Raw genomic sequence first — 16,083 nt, 5'->3', positions numbered from 1 at the left:
TCCCGCCGGCTTCCCGAACCGCCCCCTCACCGGTAATCTTGCGCCGGACCCGCCACCGCGACTCCCTGGAGACGAACGCAGATGCCCGACACCAACGAGTACGCGACGACCTTCGCGTTCGTCGACGCCGACAGCGACGGCCGCATCTCCGCACAGGAGTACGCCGACCTGATGCACCGCCTCGGGGACAGCTGCACCGAGGAGCAGGCCCTGCGGGCGATCGGGGCCATGGACCAGGACGGCGACGGGCTGATCACCCTGGACGAGTTCACGGCCTACATGTCCGACAGCAGGAGCTGAGCCCCCGGCGGGTGCCGCCCCCGGGCGGCACCGCCGCGAACGCGGCCGCCCGCCTCAGCGCGGCTCGCGCGCCAGATAGACGGTGTCGGGCACGCCGCGGGCGACCGGCACCTCGATGACCTCCACCGAGGCGAACCTGCCCCGCAGCGACTCCTCGAAGGCGGGCACCGCGTTGGCGCTCCAGAAGGCCAGGACCCCGCCGGGGGCGAGCAGGCGGGTGAGCCGGTCCAGCCCGGCCGCCTCGTAGAGGCGGTTGTTGTTCTCCACCACCGTCCAGTCGGGCCCGTTGTCGGTGTCCAGGCAGATCGCGTCGTAGCGGACGGGGGCCGCGGCCGAGGACGCCTCCTCCAGCCAGGCCACGATGTCGGCGTTGACCACCCGGCAGCGCGGGTCCCGGTGCACGTACTCGGCGGCCTCGCCCAGTTCCCCGTCGTGCCAGGCGATCACGTGGGATTCGAGTTCCACCACGTCCACCACCGCCACCCGGGGGTGCTCCAGGGCCTCGCGGGCGGAGAAACCCACGCCCAGGCCGCCGATGAGCACCCGGGAGCGCGAGCGGCCCGCCGGGAGGGCGGCGAGGCTGGCGCGCACCATCTCCCGCTCGGAGGTGCCGTCGCGGGTGTCCATGAGGAAGACGCCGTTGGAGTAGATCTCGTAGTGCGCGCCCACGCGGCGCAGCACGAGGTCTCCGCCGGTCTCCCCGGTCACCCTCGCCAGGGTGGCCGTCTCCTCCTCGGGCTCACGGGAAACCGGGGCGGTGTACGTCGTCGGCTGGTCCATACCCCACATTGTGCCGCCCGGCGGGCGCGCCCGCGTTCCCGCCGAGGGGAGGAACGGGGCGCTGTCCGCGGGGTCGTCTCGGGCCGTGGGATTACCGAAGAGTAGGGTCGGTGTCCACCCACCGGAGGAGGACTCCATGCAGGTGAAGCGCGGGCGCGGCGGACTGCTCGACCGGGTGCGCGGAGCCGCTCCCCACGCCCTCGGCGTCCTGTTCGTGGCTTCGGGCGTGCTGCACCTCGCGGCGCCCGGACCCTTCCAGGCGATCATGCCCCGCTCCCTGCCCGCGCCGCGCGCGTGGGTCCACGGCAGCGGCGCGGCCGAACTGGTCTGCGGCGCGGGGCTGCTGACGCGCAGGGCGTGGGCCGGACCGGCGAGCGCGGCCCTGCTGCTCGCCGTGTGGCCCGCCAACGTCCGGATGGCCCTCGACTCGGGTACGGGCAGGCTCCGGGGCCCGGCCGACAACCGCCTCGTGGCCTGGGGCCGCGTACCGCTCCAGGTCCCGCTCGTCTGGGCCGCCCTCCAGGCCCGCCGCGGGGACCGGAAGGACTGACCGACGGCGCCCCGCGCCGGGGCGTCGGCGAGCCCGGAGCGCCCGTTTGCCCCTCCCCTGGGGGGAGGAGCCACAGTGGAACCATGCTTCCCATCGGTTCCTTCAGCGAACTCACCGGCCTCTCGCACAAGGCACTGCGCCACTACCACTCCCTCGGGCTGCTGGTCCCGGCCCGCGTGGACGAGGACACGCAGTTCCGCTGGTACACCGTCGACCAGATCGAGCGCGCCGGGCGGATCGTCACCCTGCGCCGTGCGGGCATGGGCCTGGACGCCGTCCGGCGCGTGGTGGACGACCCCGGCCTGGCCCCGGACGCGCTGCGCCGGCACGCCGAGGACCTCCGGCGCGAGCGGGAGGCCCAGGACCGGGCGCTGGCGGAGGCCCTCGCGGTCCTGGCGTGGGAGCCGAGGGTGGAGGTCCGGCCCCGGCGGGCGCGCACGGCCCTGACGGGGGTGACCGCTCTCTCCCCTGACGGGGACTTCGACCTGGACCGGGAGCGCGCCGAGGTGCACGCCCTGGCCGGGCGGCTCGGCGCGCTGGTCGAGGAGCTCGGGTGGCGCGCCGACGGCCGGTGGTGGAAGAGCCTGGAGCCGGGGTCGGACGGCGCGGGCTACCGGGTGTGCGTGCCGGTCGCGGAGGCCGGGTCCTCCCCGTCCCCGCTGCCGGAGGGCGTGGAGCTGGTGGAGTACGGGGAGGGCACCGAGGTCGGGCTGCTGATGCCCGGCCGGGAGAGCCTGGGCGGCCTCACCCTGGCGCTGACCCACCTGTTCGAGCACGAGGTCGAGGGCATGTTCGCCGACGTGGGCGCCCTCCGTCAGTCGGAGTACGACGGGGGCGTGGAGTTCGCCGTCGGGCTGCGGCCCCTGTCGGAGGCTCCGGAGTGAGGGCCCGGGGACTCGGGTCCCGCGCCTGAGGGCCCCGGGTCCCGAGCCCCCGTACCCGGGGTGTCCGCTACCGCGGGCTCCGTATCCGCAGGTCCCGCACCGGTGGGCCCCGTGCCCGGGGTCCGCGCCGACCGCAGCAGGGCGCCGAGCGCGGCGGCGCCTTCGAGCAGGGCCGCCGACCGGGCGTCGATGCTCGCGTCCCGGGCGGCCAGCGCGGCCATCACCTCGTCCCACCGGTGCGCGCGGCGCAGCTGCGGCATCAGGGCACGGAGCGGGGCGATGCGGTACCCGGCCATGCGCAGCTGGTGGACGATCCGCGCGTCCCTGGCGTCGGCGGGCGAGTACCTCCGCGTTCCCCCGGGGGAGGTCCTGCCGGGCACGACGAGCCCTTCCGCGTCCCAGTGCCGCAGCGTCGAGGGCCTCACTCCGAGCGCGGCGGCGAGTTCGGAGACGCCCATGGAGTCCGCCGGGCGGACGTCCCCGACCGGCTCCGCGGCGATCGCCTCCGCGGCCTGCCTGGCCAGCCCGAGTTCCCGGCGCTCGGCGTGGAGCCGGGCGTGCGCGGCGTCCAGGAGGGCGAGCAGGTCCGAGGCCGGGTACCCGTGCGCGGCGCGCACGATCCGCCCGGCCTCGACCGGGCCGGTCCCGGCGGCCAGGGACCGGTAGGCCAGGGCCGAGCACACGTGCGCCTCGGTGTAGACGCGGTAACCCGAGGCCGTGCGCGCCGCCGGGGGCAGCACACCGCCGCGTTCGAGGTTGCGCACCTGCTGGACGGAGTACCCGGAGCGCCGGGCCACGTCGACCGTGCGCATGGCGGTCGAGTTGCGACTTCCCACTCCCCCACCTCGCACTCTTCGGGGAAAGTCTCCACAACCACATGAATGTAACGCTGGAACACATGAGCATCGAAGAGATCACCGCGTTCCTGGAGGGCCTTGAGGGCGTACTGACCCTCAGGCCGCAGCCCGGCGACGGCTCGCCCGAACTCAGCTGGGGCGACACGTTCTTCTACTACGCGCCCGACGGCGTCGTCCCCACCGCGACCCAGCCCTTCGCGACCATCGTGACGAAGGACTACCCCGACGACCGGGCGTCGCGCCTGGACCGGCCCGGCGTCTTCCGCCTGAACGTCGCCGCCGGAAGGGAGGCCTTCGTCAGCTGGACGGGCCGCGAGCCGCGCGAGCCGGCCGACCCGGACGCGGACCCGAGCGCGGCGGACACGGTGGTGGCGCACCCCGTCTACGGCGGCCTGGGCTGGCTCGCCGTGGTGAACCCGGGGCCGCGGACCGGGGAGGCGGCCCGGGAGCTGCTCCGCACGGCCCACGGCCTCGCCCGTTCGCGCCGTGAGCGGCGCACCGGGGCGGCACCGGACTGACGGACGGCGCCGGGCCGACCGGCGGCGCCGGGCCGACGGGCGGCACCGGGCCGACGGGCGGCACCGGGCCGACGGGCGGCTCCGAGGAGCGCCAAGTCCCCGTGGAACGCCGAGGACCGGCGGGGACCGGCATGACGCCGGTCCCCGCCGGTCCGTTGCTCAGGACACCGCCTACAGGCGGCAGGCGTAGATGTCGGTGACCAGGATGGCGCGGGCGCCGAGCTGCCACAGGTCGTCCATGATCCGCTGGGCGTCCTTGCTCGGCACCATCGAGCGGACCGCGACCCAGCCCTCCCGGTGCAGCGGGGAGACCGTCGGCCCCTCCATGCCCGGGGTGAGCGCGACCGCCGCCTCCAGGCGCTCGGCGTGCACGTCGTAGTCCATCATCACGTAGTCGCGGGCGACCAGGACGCCGCGCAGACGGCGCAGCAGCGTGTCGAACCTGGGGTTCTCGGGGGCCCCGGACGGACGGATGACCACCGCCTCGGAGACCAGGATCGGCTCGCCGAAGGTCTCCATGCCCGCCTGGCGCAGGGTGGTGCCGGTGGAGACCACGTCGGCGACGGCGTCGGCGACGCCGAGCTGGACGGAGCTCTCGACCGCGCCGTCCAGGTGGATGACGCGGGCGTCGACGCCCTGCTCGTCCAGGTAGGAGCGCAGGAGGCCGTCGAAGGACGTGGCGATGCGCTTGCCGTTGAGGTCGGACACCTTCATGCCGGCGCCTCCGGGCGCGGCGAAGCGGAAGGTGGAGCCGCCGAAGCCCAGCGGCAGGACCTCGTCCACGGCGGCGCCGGAGTCCAGCAGCATGTCGCGGCCGGTGATCCCGGCCTGGAGGATGCCCTCGCCGACGTAGACGGCGATGTCCTTGGGCCGCAGGAAGAAGAACTCGGTGTCGTTGTCGGGGTCGATCATGACCAGGTCGCGGCTGCTCTTGCGCTGCCGGTACCCGGCCTCGCGGAGCATCTCCACGGCGGGTTCGGAGAGCTGGCCCTTGTTGGGCACGGCGATTCTCAGCATGTCGGGCATGTTCACGGCTTTCTCGTGGCTGCGTGTACGGGGACGTGGCGTCGGTGGCCGGATGCGCACGGGCGGCGCGTCGGCCTACAGATGCTTGTAGACGTCCTCCAGACGCAGGCCACGGGCCAGCATCAGGACCTGGAGGTGGTAGAGGAGCTGCGAGATCTCTTCGGCTGCCTGGTCGTCCGACTCGTACTCGGCGGCCATCCAGACCTCCGCCGCCTCCTCGACGACCTTCTTGCCGATGGCATGGACGCCGGCGTCGAGCTGGGCGACGGTCCCGGAGCCCTCGGGGCGGGAACGCGCCTTCTCGGACAGCTCGGCGAACAGCTCTTCGAAGGTCTTCATGGTGTCTTTCCTCGACCGACAGATGCGCTACCAGCGTAGGCGGTCCGGCGCCCCGATGCCGCACCCTCGGGGGGATGTCTCATCATGTGGGCGGCGGCGTGCGCCACACCGCGCCGCGCCCCGCAGGTCGCGTCCCCGCGCGGGGCGGCCGTCGCGCCCGGTCCGCAGCGCCTTCGTCCGGTTCACCACACCCTGCGTGCGGCGGCGCGCACGATCGGCTTGGGGATGAAGCGCAGGAGCCCCGTGGCCGCCTTGTACTGGGCGCCGGCGACGACGCTGGAGCGCCCGGCCGCCCAGGCGGTGAGGGACTCGCGCACGACCTGCTCCTTGGGGACGAACGCGAACGCGGGCATCCCGCTCTCCTGGACGCCCCTGGTCATGTCGGTGCGCACGAACCCCGGCAGGACCGCGGTGACGTGCACGCCGTGCTCGGCGACCTCGGCGGCCACGCTCTCGCTCCACAGGGACACGAACTTCTTACCGGCCCCGTACACCGAGCCGCCGGGGTTGGCGGTGATCTCGCCCGCGACGGAGGAGAGGTTGATGACGCCGAGCCTGGTCCGGCGCGGCAGGCCCTCGCGGCGGGCGATCTGCACCGGCAGGACGGCGCGGGTCAGGTGCAGGACCGCGCGCACGTTGAGGTCGAGCATGGCGTCGATCTCCGAGGGCTCCTGCCTGACGAAGGGGCCGCCGTCGCCCCGCCCGGCGTTGTTGACGAGCAGGTCCACGGGAGCCTCGTCGCCGCTGCCGTCGGCGGACAGGCGTTTGACGACCAGCGAGAGGCCCTCGTCGGTGCCCAGGTCGGCGGGCAGGGGCTGGACGCCGACCCCGTAGCGTCCGCCGATCTCCTCGGCGAGGGCCTCCAGGAGCTCGCCCCGGCGGGCGACGAGGACGAGGGAGTAGCCGCGTTCGGCGAGCCTGCGGGCGTACTCCTCGCCGATCCCGGTGGAGGCTCCGGTGACCAGCGCGGTCCGTGGGTGGGCGGGGGTCTCGGAGGTGCTGGCCGGTTCGCTCATCCCCCCAGGGTAGGCCGTCACCGGTCGCGGGGACAGCGGCCTCGGCGGACACCGGACCGGCGTGCGCGTACGGCGGCGCCCCGGCCCGCGCGGCGTCGGAGTTCCCCTTTGCGCGGTGGGTATGGACACACACGGTTTCACCTGGGTTTTCCCAGAACGCGGCCGCGCCGACTCCCTTCGGGGAGGGGTGAGGCGTTAGCGTGCGTGTATGTCCGAGACCCACAGTCCTGCCGGACCCCTTTCCTCCCTGAGGTTGGACGAGCGCCTGCGTGACACCCGACTGTTCTTCAGCCAGGCGCTGCGCACCTTCCACGCCACCGGTTCCATCCTCCCCAGCAGCGGTGCGCTGGCGCGTGCGATGGCCGAGTACGTCCGGCGCCGACCAGAACCCGACCGCCCGCTGCGCATCCTGGAGGCCGGAGCCGGAACCGGCGCGATCAGCCGCGGGATCGCCGCCTCGATGCAGCCGGGGGACACCCTGGACCTGGTGGAGGCCAACCCCGAGTTCGCCGCCCACGTGGAGGGACTGCTCAAGACCGACCCGGTCATGTCGCGGGTGGCCGACGGCTCCCGCGTGCACGCCAAACTCGTCAACGACATGGGCACCGACCGGTCCTACGACGTGATCGTGTCGGGCCTGCCGTTCGCGAACTTCACCGCCGACGCCGTCCGGGAGATCCTGGACTACTACTTCGAGGTGCTCGAACCGGGCGGCACCATGTCCTTCTACGGGTACCTGTACACCAAGGAGGTCAAGGCGGTCATCGCCCGCCGCGAGGACTACCTGCGCCAGGCCCGCACGAGCTGGCTCGTCCAGGAGTGGATCGACCGCTACGGCATCGGCTCCGAGAAGGTGTTCGCCAACGTCCCGCCCGCGTGGGTGCACCACCTGCGCAAGCCGGGGAAGGGCTGAGCCCCCTCCCCTCACAGCCACATGGAAGGGCCCGCCACACACGTGGCGGGCCCTCGCGTTTCCCGGGACGGACGCGGCCCTCAGGCCAGCGCGGTCCGGATGAGGCTGTCCAGCAGCTCGGGGTACTCCAGGCCCGTAGCCCGCCAGATCTGGGGGTACTGCGAGTGCGCGGTGAACCCGGGCAGGGTGTTGACCTCGTTGACGACGGGTTCGGTGCCCCCGCGCAGGAAGAAGTCCACGCGCAGCAGGCCGGAGCAGCCGACCGCCTCGAACACGCCCAGGGCGAGGTCGCTCAGCTGCGTCTGGATCCCGACCGGCAGGTCGGCGGGGATGTCGAAGACCGCGTCGCCCCCGTACTTGGTGTCGTAGTCGAAGAAGCGTTCCGTGTCCGCGACCCGGATCTCCAGCGGCGGCCCGACCTTGAGCGCGCCGTCGGGCAGCTCCAGGACGGCCAGGTCGACCTCGCGTCCGACGACCGCCTCCTCCACCAGGACCTTGGTGTCGAACTCGCGCGCGGTCTTGACGGCGGCCTCCAGCTCCGACCAGTCGCCGACCCGCGTCACCCCCAGGCTGGAACCGCTGCGCGCGGGCTTGACGAACACGGGCAGCCCCAGCTCGGCGCGCTCCTGCGGCGAGACCTCGTCGTCCGGTCCGCGCAGCACCACGTCCCGCGCGACCGGCAGCCCCGCCGCGCGCAGCAGCGTCTTGGTGGTCGCCTTGTCCATACCGGTGGCGCTGGCGAGCACGCCGTTGCCCACGTAGGGCACTCCCAGGAGTTCGAGCATCCCCTGGATCGTGCCGTCCTCGCCGTAGGGGCCGTGGATGACGGGGAAGACCACGTCCGCCTCGCCCAACGCGAGGATCGCCTCGCCCAGGCCGTCACCCGGGCGCCGCTCCCTCTCGCCGCCGGGCTCGGGGGTCAGGGCCGTCAGGCGCTCCGCGTCCAGCGCGGCGGGGTCGTCGGTGTCGGTGCCCACCACCCACGCCCCGGCGCGCGTGATCCGCACCGGGACGACCTCGTACCGGTCGCGGTCCAGGTGGGTGAGGACCGACATCGCCGACGCGCACGAGACGTCGTACTCCCCGTTGCGTCCACCGAAGACGACGGCGACGCGTGTCCTTGCCTCAGGCACTCGATCTCTCCTTGCTCGGTTCGCGCGGCACGGGCCGCGCCAGGTCCTGGTGGAGGCGGGGCACGCGCGCACCCACGCCGGTGAGAATCTCGTGGGGGATGGTTCCGGCCCAGTCGGCCCACTCCTCGACGGTGGGCTCGCCGCGGTCGCCGGGGCCGAACACGACCACCTCGTCGCCCTCGCGCACGTCCATGCCGCCGACGTCGACCACGAACTGGTCCATGGCGATGCGTCCGGCCACGGGGCACCGCCGTCCGGCGATCCACACGTAGGCCCGGTCCCCCGCCGCACGGGGCACACCGTCGGCGTAGCCGAGCGGGACGAGGGCGAGCAGGCTCTCGCGTGGGGTGGTGTAGGCGTGGTGGTAGCTGACGCCCGTCCCCGCGGGGACCCGGCGGACCATGGCCACCCGGGCGCGCAGGGTCATGGCCAGGCGCAGGCCGAAGCGCCTGCCCTCGACCGGCTCCACTCCGTAGAGGCCGACGCCCGCCCGGACCAGGTCGAAGTGCGTGGCGGGCTCGTTGAGGATCGCGGCCGTGTTGGCCAGGTGCCGCAGCGACGGGTCGAGCCCGGCCGCGCGCGCCTGGGAGAGCGCCCCCTCGAAGGCGGTGACCTGCTGCGCGGTGGTCGCCGCGCCGGGCAGGTCGGCGGAGGCCAGGTGTGACCAGACACCGCGCACCCGGACCAGGCCGTCCAGTTCCAGTACGCGGGCCAGACCGACCAGTCCGGGCCAGGCGTCCGGCGGCGCGCCGTTGCGGCTCAGCCCGGTGTCGGCCTTGAGGTGGACGTGCGCGACACGGCCCGTGCGCACGGCGGCGTCGGCCACGGCGCGCAGGTGGCCGACCGAGGGGACGGACAGGTCCACGTCGGCGGCGACGGCGGAGTCGAAGTCCTGGTCCGCACGGTGCAGCCAGCACAGCACGGGGGCGCGCAGCCCGGCGCGGCGCAGGGCGAGCGCCTCCTCCAGGGAGGTCACGCCCAGCCAGGTCGCTCCGGCCTCCAGGGAGGCGCGGGCGACCTCCACGGCCCCGTGGCCGAAGCCGTTCGCCTTGACGACGGCAAGAATTTCGGAATTGGTCCGCTTTGCCATGAACCGTACATTGTGGGCGATCGCGCTTATATCAACGAGGGCCTCACCCAGGGGCGAGGCCGGGTGGCCGGGGAGGTGGAGCGAGTGCTCCCCGGGGTCGGTCGACGGCATGACCAAGAAGTAGACACGACGCGCTGTGAACAGAGTGTGAGCGCCCCCCTCGCCACGTCCTACGGAAACGCCCGCCGCGCGCGGAGGGAGAAGGAAGAGCGTATGAGGGTCTTGGTCGTGGACCACGGAGAGGACCCCGCACAGCCGACCGCCTCATGGCTGCGGGAGGCCGGTTTCGCCGTGGACACCGCTCCCGACGGGGAGACGGCGCTGTACAAGCTCGCCGTCAACGAGTACGGGGTCATGCTGCTCGAACGGGCTCTGCCGGGGCTGAGCGGGAACGAGGTGTGCCGCGTGGCCACCGCCCTGCACGGTCAGGTGCGGGTGCTCATGGTGAGTTCTCCCACCAGCCCGAAGGAGCGGCTCGCCGGTTTCGAGCTGGGCGCGGACGACTACCTCATCAGGCCCCTCGACCGCGAGGAGATGATCGCCCGGGTCCGCGCCCTGGCCAGGAGGCCCGGCCTGGCCGAACCGCCGGTTCTGGAGCGCTCGGGCCTGCGGCTCAACTCCACCCGCTACGAGGCCTTCCGCGACGGCAGGCCGCTGCACCTGTCGCCCAAGCAGTTCGGGGTGCTGGAGGAGCTGCTGCGCGCCGACGGCGCCCCGGTGTCGGCGGAGGCGCTGCTGGAGAGGGTGTGGGACGAGAACATCGACCCGTTCACCACGATCGTGCGCGTGACCATCCGCTCCCTGCGGCGCAAGCTGGGCACCCCGAACCCCATCCAGACCGTGCCCCGCGTGGGTTACCGGCTGCCGTGACCCGGGTGCCGGGCGGAACGGGGACCGCCGGACCGGGGCGGTGACCGGGGCCCGCCGCCGAGCGCCGACGTGTCCCATCGCACGTCCCGCGCCGGGGGAGCGCACCCGCCCCCTCCACCACCCGGATCCTCGGCAACGGTGGGTGGTCACGGGCTCGCCCGGGACGGGATCCGCGACCTTCGCCCCGTTTTGCGACTGATTCGTGACCTGCATCACTGGAATCTGAGGTCGCAGGGACCTGTGGGACGCAGGTAGTCTCGCGTTGACTTCTTGCGGACCGGATCTTTGCGTTCGGCACCACCTCTCGCCCACGCACACGTGAAGAGCTCCTGAGGATCCCTCTGACGTCCCCGGAAGTCCCATCCCGCGCCACAAGCCCTGGGCCCACTCTTGTGCACACCCATATCAGAGTGAACCAGCAGCATGCGCGCGGAGTCCTACAGATCATCCGATTCCCCAGGTCAACGCGGACCAACGGAGGAGGCAGCGTGACGGTCACCCAAGCGGTCGAAGCGGTTCCGGGCATGCCGGGGGACACCGCTCCCGCGCTCATGCCCGTGGACGTCCGGCAACGCGTCTCCGCCCTCGCCAGAACCTCACGGCTCCTGGTGGCCTGCGACTACGACGGCGCCCTCTCCACGGTCGACCCTGCCGACCGGCGTCCGCTGCCCGAGGCCCTGCGCGCGCTGCGCGACCTGGCCGACCTGCCGGGCACCGTGTGCGCGGTCATCTCCGGCCGCCCCCTGCGCGACCTGGCCGCGCTCTCGCGCCTGCCCGCCGAGGTGCGCCTCGTGGGCGCCCACGGCACCGAGTTCGACACCGACGTGACCGTCGACCCCGACCACCGCAACGCCGACTCGCCCTCGGACAAGGCGGCCGCCCTGGAGCTGCTGCGCGACCAGGTCGAGGCCACCGCCATCCTCTACATCGGCGGCGGCGAGGGCGAGGAGCCCGTCTTCATGCGGCTGACCGGCGCCGACGCGGGCGTGCGGGTCGGCGAGGGGCCCACCGTGGCCTCCCACCGCGTGGCCGACACCCCGACCGCCGCGGCCCTGCTGTCCGCGCTGGCAGCCGAGCGCCGCTTCTGGGTCTTCGGCGAGCGCCCCACGCCCATCGAGCGCATGTCGATGCTCTCCAACCAGGGCTCCGTGGCCCTGGTCGGCCCGGACGCGCGCCTGCTGTGGTTCTGCCACCCCGAGCCCGACTCGAACGCCGTGTTCGCCGAGGTCCTGGGCGGCCGCCAGGCGGGCGTGTTCGCCGTCGCCCCCGCCCACGGAGGCCGTCCGCTGGGCCAGCGCTACCTGCCCGGCACCATGACCGTGCGCACCCGCTGGTCGCGCATGGACGTCACCGACTACCTCGCACACGGCACCCCCCAGGGGCGCACCGACCTGATCCGGGTGATCAGCGGCGTCACCCCGGCCACGGTGGAGTTCGCCCCCCGTCCCGACTTCGGCCGCGCGCCGGTGCGCATCACGCCGCAGGAGAACGGCCTGCTGGTCGAGGGCGCCGACTTCCCGATGGCCCTGTACTCGCCCGGCGTGGAGTGGGAGATCGACCACGACGGCGTCTCCGACCTCGCCCGCGCGGTCGTCCACCCGCGCTCGGAGCAGCCCGTGGTGCTGGAGCTGCGCTGCGGCACCGACTCCCTCGTGCACGGCACGCTGCCCGAGTCCGAGCGTCAGCGGACCTCCGGCGAACACTGGTCGCGCTGGCTCGACGGGCTCACCCTGCCCGACACCGCCCAGCAGCTGGCGGCGCGCTCCGCGCTCACCCTGCGCGGGCTGTGCACCCCCTCCGGGGGCGTGATGGCCGCCGCGACCACGTCGCTGCCCGAGGAGATCGGCGGCGTACGCAACTGGGACTACCGGTACTGCTGGCTGCGCGACGGCGCCCTGACCGTGCAGTCGCTGGTCTCCCTGGGCTCGACCGCCGAGGCCGAGGAGTTCCTGGACTGGGTGCACCGGGTCGTGGACTCGCTGCCCGGCCCGGAGATGCTGCGCCCGCTGTACTCGCTGCGGGGCACGAACCTGGGCCCGGAGGAGGTCATCGAGTCGCTGTCCGGGTACGCGGGCTCGCGGCCGGTGCGGATCGGCAACCTGGCCGACCACCAGGTGCAGCTGGACGTGTTCGGCCCCGTCGTGGAGCTGATCGAGAAGCTGTCCTCGGTGCGCGGCACCCTGGCCGACCGCGACTGGGACCTGGTGCGGTCGATGGCCGAGGCGGTCGCCCGCCGCTGGCACGAGCCCGACCACGGCATCTGGGAGGAGCGCGACGAGCCCCGCCAGCGCGTCTACTCCAAGGTGATGTGCTGGGTGACCCTGGACCGCGCCGTCTCCCTGGCCCGTGCCTACGGCCGCGAGGTGGACCCGTCCTGGCCGGACCTGCGCGACGGCATCGCCGCCGAGGTGCTGGACAAGGGCTGGAACGAGGAGGCGCAGGCCTTCACCACCGCCTACGACGGCACCGACCTGGACGCCGCGTCCCTGCACATCGGCCTGTCCGGGCTGATCGACCCGGCCGACGAGCGCTTCCAGGCCACCGTGACCGCCGTGGAGGCGGAGCTGCGCAGCGGCCCGACCGTGTACCGGTACCACCGCGACGACGGCCTGCCGGGCGGCGAGGGCGGCTTCCACCTGTGCACCGCGTGGCTGATCGAGGCGTACCTGCTGACCGGCCGCCGCGCGGAGGCGGACGAGCTGTTCAAGCACCTGGTGGACTGCGCCGGACCGACCGGGCTCATCCCGGAGGAGTTCGACCCGGTCACCGAGCGGGCGCTGGGCAACCACCCGCAGGCGTACTCGCACCTGGGCCTGATCCGCTGCGCCCAGCTGCTCGACCGCCTCTGAAGGACCCCAAGGGGCGTCCGCGGCGCGCTCCCCCGGCCCGTGAGGGCCGTGGGAGCGGGTCCGCGGACGCCCCTTCGCCATGGGGAGGGACCCGCGGTGTCGGGCGGGACCGCTCAGTGACCGGTGGGACCCGTCTGGCCGGGGTAGCCACTGGGGCCGCCGGGGCCGGGCTGGTTCGGGTACCCGCCGGGGCCGGGGTGGCCCGGCTGCCCCCCGTAGCCCGGCTGGCCCGGGTGACCGGGGTGGCCCGGCTGTCCGCCGTTGTCGAGGTGTCCGCCGTGACCCGGGTGGCCCGGGTGACCGCCCCGGCCGGGGTATCCGCCCGGCAGGGGCCGGTACCCGGGGTCGGTCACGCGGAACCACTCCTGGGCGCTCTCGGTGCGGACGAGGATCACGATGACGACCATCAGGATCACGCCCACGGCCGGGTTGGAGGCGTCGCTGAGCAGGTTGAGGAGCGCGCTGGCGAGCCCCAGGCCCACGACCACGAGCACGAGTGTGCGCGCTCTGGCCCCGCCCTTCTTCAGGGCGATCACGACGTAGGCCTCGAAGGCCGTGAGGGCGAGGCCGTAGACCAGGATGGCCGCGAGTCCGCCCACGCCCATGCCCATCTCCGCCTCGACCTGCGCGCTGGGCAGGTCGACGAGGGCGACGAGGCCGATCAGGGCCAGGGAGTAGAGGACGACGGCGAGCACGATCCTGATGACGAGGATGACGCGGACCGCCTTGAGCGTGCCGGGCATCGGGGGTGCGGGGGTGTGGGGGTTCACGGGGGAGACGCCTTCCCGGTCGGGGTCGTGAGCGGGACGAAGGATGTTTCGGGTCTACGACTTCCGCGGGGCGGGAACGGTTCCCTCCCGGGCGGAACCCGTGCCCGCAGGGCGGGCGGCTCCCAGGGGACGGGAGCCGCCCGTGACACCGGGGGGCGGTGTTGAGGGTGATGTCTTCCCTTCGTCAGGCGTCCTAACCATCCGCCGGTTCGGGCACGGGCGAGCCCGTCCGCCGCCGACGCGGGCCTCACCGGAAGCGCGGGCCCTCCTCCAGGCGCTCGCGCACGCCCGGCCACTCGTTGCGCAGCACCGAGTAGTACACGGCGTCCCGGCGGCGCCCGCCCGGCATGACGTTGTAGCTGCGCAGGACACCCTCCTCCGTGGCGCCGATGGAGCGCAGACCGCGCCGGGCCCGCTCGTTGAGCACGTCGGTCTTGAACTCGACCCGCTCGGCGCCCATCTCCTCGAAGGCGTGCCGCAGCAGCAGGTACTTGGACCAGTGGTTGACTCCCCGGCCCCGGAAGTCGCGCCCCAGCCAGGAGCTGCCGATCTCCAGCCGCAGGTCGGGCTCGGACATGTGCCCGTAGCTCATGCTGCCCGCGATGCGCCCGCTCGCCTTGTCGGTGACGGTGAACGTGGAGCGCTCTCCGCCGTCGCTGGCGGCCAGGTAGGAGTAGAAGAACCGGACGAAGCTCGCCTCGTCGTCCACACGGGCCACGAAGTGCGTCCAGATGTCGGAGTCCATGGCCTGTTCACGCCACCCCTCGCGATCCGTCTCCACCAGGGGGGTGAGCAGCACGTGCTCGTTCTCCAACCGGACACGCGACTGCTCGGACCACGACATGGGCACTCCTCCGGTGTACGGCGTTATGTCCGTTGCGGATTGTAGTGTCGCCCCTCGGGCCGCCCGTCGAGTGGGGTACCCCACACAGCCGACGCCCCGCCCGCCGCCCGTCCGCCGCCCGGGGACGCGCCGGGCCGCCCCGCGCGCGACGCCCGCCTGTCGGACCCGACCGGTAGTGTGCCCCCACCGACCGGCAATCCTGGAGGAACCGAGCGATGGCCGCCACCGACACCGTCCTCTCCCGGCGTGCGCTGGGCCGCGCCACCCTCGCCCGCCAGTTCCTCCTGCGGCGCGTGGACCGGCCGGTGACCGAGGTCGTCTCCCACCTGGTCGGCCTCCAGGCGCAGACCACGCACACCTGGTACGTCGGACTCCAGAACCGGATCGAGGACCCCTCCCCCGAGGATGTCGGCCGCCAGCTCACCGACGGCGAACTCGTCCGCGCCACCCTCATGCGCGGCACCCTGCACCTGGTCACCCCCGAGGACTTCCGCGCGCTGCGCCCCACGGTCCAGCCCGTCATCGCCCGCGGCCTGGCGCACAGCGGCCACGGGAAGGCCCTCGCCGGGACCGACCTGGGCGCCGTGGCGGACGCCGGGCGCGCCCTGCTGGTGAAGGAGCCGCTGACCCCCGGCGAGCTGGGCGCACGCCTGGCCGAGCGGTGGCCCGGGGTTCCCGGCGACGACCTGTCCTACGCGGCGCGCTCCCTGCTGCCCGTCGTCCAGATACCCCCGCGCGGGGTGTGGGGCTCCTCCGGACCGCCCGCGTTCGCGCCCGCCGACACCTGGACCGGGCTGGCCATGGACGCCGAGCCCGATCCGGAGGCGCTCGTGCTGCGCTACCTGGCCGCGTTCGGACCGGCCACCGTGAAGGACGTGCAGGCCTGGTCGGGGCTGACCCGGCTGCGCGCGGTGGTCGACCGCCTGCGCGAGCGCCTCGTGGTCCTGCGCGGCGAGGACGGCGCCGAGCTGTTCGACCTCCCCGACGCCCCGCGCCCCGGCCCGGACGTCCCGGCGCCGGTCCGCTTCCTCTACGACTTCGACAACGTGCTGCGCGGCCACGCCGACCGCGGCCGGATACTCTCCGGCGAGGACCTGAAGCGGCTCGCCTCCCGCAACGGGATGCCGCCCGCGACGGTGCTCGTGGACGGCGAGGTGCGCGGCTCCTGGAAGGTGGTCCGCGCCGGGGGGACGGCGGCCGTGGAGGTGACGCCGTTCCGGCCGATCGGGGCCGCCGACCGCGAGGAGGCGGAGGCCGAGGGGCTGCGGCTGCTGGCCTTCCTGGCGCCGGAGCGCGACGCGCACGAGGTCCGGTTCGCGTCGCCCGCCTGACCGCCGCACGTCC

17 protein-coding genes are annotated in these 16,083 nt (G+C 73.7%); 8 read left to right on the top strand and 9 right to left on the bottom strand.

Annotated features, from left to right (window positions below; genetic code table 11):
• Positions 1–81: 81 nt before the first annotated feature.
• Positions 82–300, top strand: coding sequence for an EF-hand domain-containing protein (locus NDAS_RS26660; protein ID WP_041553448.1), 219 nt, complete (start codon positions 82–84; stop codon positions 298–300).
• Positions 301–354: 54 nt separating this feature from the next.
• Here the strand turns inward: NDAS_RS26660 and NDAS_RS26655 are convergent, their stop codons facing one another.
• Positions 355–1,080 (bottom strand): spermine/spermidine synthase domain-containing protein, encoded by a 726-nt coding sequence (locus NDAS_RS26655; RefSeq protein WP_041553447.1) that lies wholly within the window; start codon positions 1,078–1,080, stop codon positions 355–357.
• A 136-nt stretch (positions 1,081–1,216) separates the two neighbouring features.
• Here NDAS_RS26655 and NDAS_RS26650 point away from each other — a divergent pair, with 136 nt between their 5' ends.
• Together NDAS_RS26650 and NDAS_RS26645 are read left to right on the top strand one after the other, a co-directional pair.
• The gene (locus NDAS_RS26650) at positions 1,217–1,630 is read left to right on the top strand and encodes a DoxX family protein (RefSeq protein ID WP_013156371.1); all 414 of its coding nucleotides are present in this window, start codon (positions 1,217–1,219) and stop codon (positions 1,628–1,630) included.
• An 83-nt stretch (positions 1,631–1,713) separates the two neighbouring features.
• On the top strand, positions 1,714–2,514 hold the full coding sequence (locus NDAS_RS26645; RefSeq protein WP_013156370.1) for a MerR family transcriptional regulator: 801 nt from the start codon (positions 1,714–1,716) through the stop codon (positions 2,512–2,514).
• Here the strand turns inward: NDAS_RS26645 and NDAS_RS26640 are convergent.
• Positions 2,445–3,350: a MerR family transcriptional regulator gene (locus tag NDAS_RS26640; RefSeq protein ID WP_013156369.1), complete on the bottom strand. Its 906-nt coding sequence runs from the start codon at positions 3,348–3,350 to the stop codon at positions 2,445–2,447. The genes NDAS_RS26645 and NDAS_RS26640 overlap by 70 nt on opposite strands.
• A gap of 62 nt (positions 3,351–3,412) precedes the next feature.
• On the opposite strand from NDAS_RS26640, the gene NDAS_RS26635 reads away from it, so the two are divergent.
• Positions 3,413–3,889 (top strand): DUF6194 family protein, encoded by a 477-nt coding sequence (locus NDAS_RS26635; protein WP_041553445.1) that lies wholly within the window; start codon positions 3,413–3,415, stop codon positions 3,887–3,889.
• A 171-nt stretch (positions 3,890–4,060) separates the two neighbouring features.
• Here the strand turns inward: NDAS_RS26635 and hisG are convergent, their stop codons facing one another.
• The 3 genes from hisG to NDAS_RS26620 form a co-directional block, all read right to left on the bottom strand.
• Positions 4,061–4,915, bottom strand: coding sequence for an ATP phosphoribosyltransferase (gene hisG / locus NDAS_RS26630; protein ID WP_013156367.1), 855 nt, complete (start codon positions 4,913–4,915; stop codon positions 4,061–4,063).
• Positions 4,916–4,990: 75 nt separating this feature from the next.
• Positions 4,991–5,254 (bottom strand): phosphoribosyl-ATP diphosphatase, encoded by a 264-nt coding sequence (locus NDAS_RS26625; protein WP_013156366.1) that lies wholly within the window; start codon positions 5,252–5,254, stop codon positions 4,991–4,993.
• A 182-nt stretch (positions 5,255–5,436) separates the two neighbouring features.
• A complete protein-coding gene (locus NDAS_RS26620; protein WP_013156365.1) occupies positions 5,437–6,270 on the bottom strand; it encodes an SDR family NAD(P)-dependent oxidoreductase in 834 nt (277 codons plus the stop codon).
• A 208-nt stretch (positions 6,271–6,478) separates the two neighbouring features.
• Between NDAS_RS26620 and NDAS_RS26615 the strand changes: the two genes are divergently transcribed.
• A complete protein-coding gene (locus NDAS_RS26615) occupies positions 6,479–7,183 on the top strand; it encodes a class I SAM-dependent methyltransferase (RefSeq protein WP_013156364.1) in 705 nt (234 codons plus the stop codon).
• An 80-nt stretch (positions 7,184–7,263) separates the two neighbouring features.
• Here NDAS_RS26615 and NDAS_RS26610 read toward each other — a convergent pair whose 3' ends face one another.
• Together NDAS_RS26610 and alr are read right to left on the bottom strand one after the other, a co-directional pair.
• Positions 7,264–8,316, bottom strand: coding sequence for a D-alanine--D-alanine ligase family protein (locus tag NDAS_RS26610; RefSeq protein ID WP_013156363.1), 1,053 nt, complete (start codon positions 8,314–8,316; stop codon positions 7,264–7,266).
• Positions 8,309–9,517, bottom strand: a complete 1,209-nt coding sequence (gene alr, locus NDAS_RS26605) for an alanine racemase (protein WP_013156362.1) — start codon at positions 9,515–9,517, stop codon at positions 8,309–8,311. Before alr ends, NDAS_RS26610 begins: the two co-directional genes overlap by 8 nt.
• 102 nt (positions 9,518–9,619) lie before the next feature.
• Between alr and NDAS_RS26600 the strand changes: the two genes are divergently transcribed.
• Positions 9,620–10,276: a response regulator transcription factor gene (locus NDAS_RS26600; RefSeq protein ID WP_013156361.1), complete on the top strand. Its 657-nt coding sequence runs from the start codon at positions 9,620–9,622 to the stop codon at positions 10,274–10,276.
• A 488-nt stretch (positions 10,277–10,764) separates the two neighbouring features.
• Positions 10,765–13,125 carry a trehalase-like domain-containing protein gene (locus tag NDAS_RS26595; protein WP_013156360.1) on the top strand — a complete coding sequence of 787 codons (2,361 nt, stop codon included), beginning with the start codon at positions 10,765–10,767 and terminating at the stop codon, positions 13,123–13,125.
• Between the two features lie 113 nt (positions 13,126–13,238).
• On the opposite strand, the gene NDAS_RS29045 is transcribed toward NDAS_RS26595, so the two are convergent.
• Both NDAS_RS29045 and NDAS_RS26585 read right to left on the bottom strand, forming a co-directional pair.
• A complete protein-coding gene (locus tag NDAS_RS29045; RefSeq protein ID WP_013156359.1) occupies positions 13,239–13,895 on the bottom strand; it encodes a hypothetical protein in 657 nt (218 codons plus the stop codon).
• Between the two features lie 247 nt (positions 13,896–14,142).
• Complete coding sequence (locus NDAS_RS26585) at positions 14,143–14,739, bottom strand: GNAT family N-acetyltransferase (protein ID WP_013156358.1); 597 nt, start codon at positions 14,737–14,739, stop codon at positions 14,143–14,145.
• A 215-nt stretch (positions 14,740–14,954) separates the two neighbouring features.
• On the opposite strand from NDAS_RS26585, the gene NDAS_RS26580 reads away from it, so the two are divergent.
• The gene (locus tag NDAS_RS26580) at positions 14,955–16,070 is read left to right on the top strand and encodes a winged helix DNA-binding domain-containing protein (protein WP_013156357.1); all 1,116 of its coding nucleotides are present in this window, start codon (positions 14,955–14,957) and stop codon (positions 16,068–16,070) included.
• The last annotated feature ends 13 nt before the right edge of the window (positions 16,071–16,083 follow it).

This window comes from Nocardiopsis dassonvillei subsp. dassonvillei DSM 43111 (genome assembly GCF_000092985.1).
Lineage (GTDB): Bacteria > Actinomycetota > Actinomycetes > Streptosporangiales > Streptosporangiaceae > Nocardiopsis > Nocardiopsis dassonvillei.
This window is presented reverse-complemented; position numbering and strand designations above follow the sequence as displayed.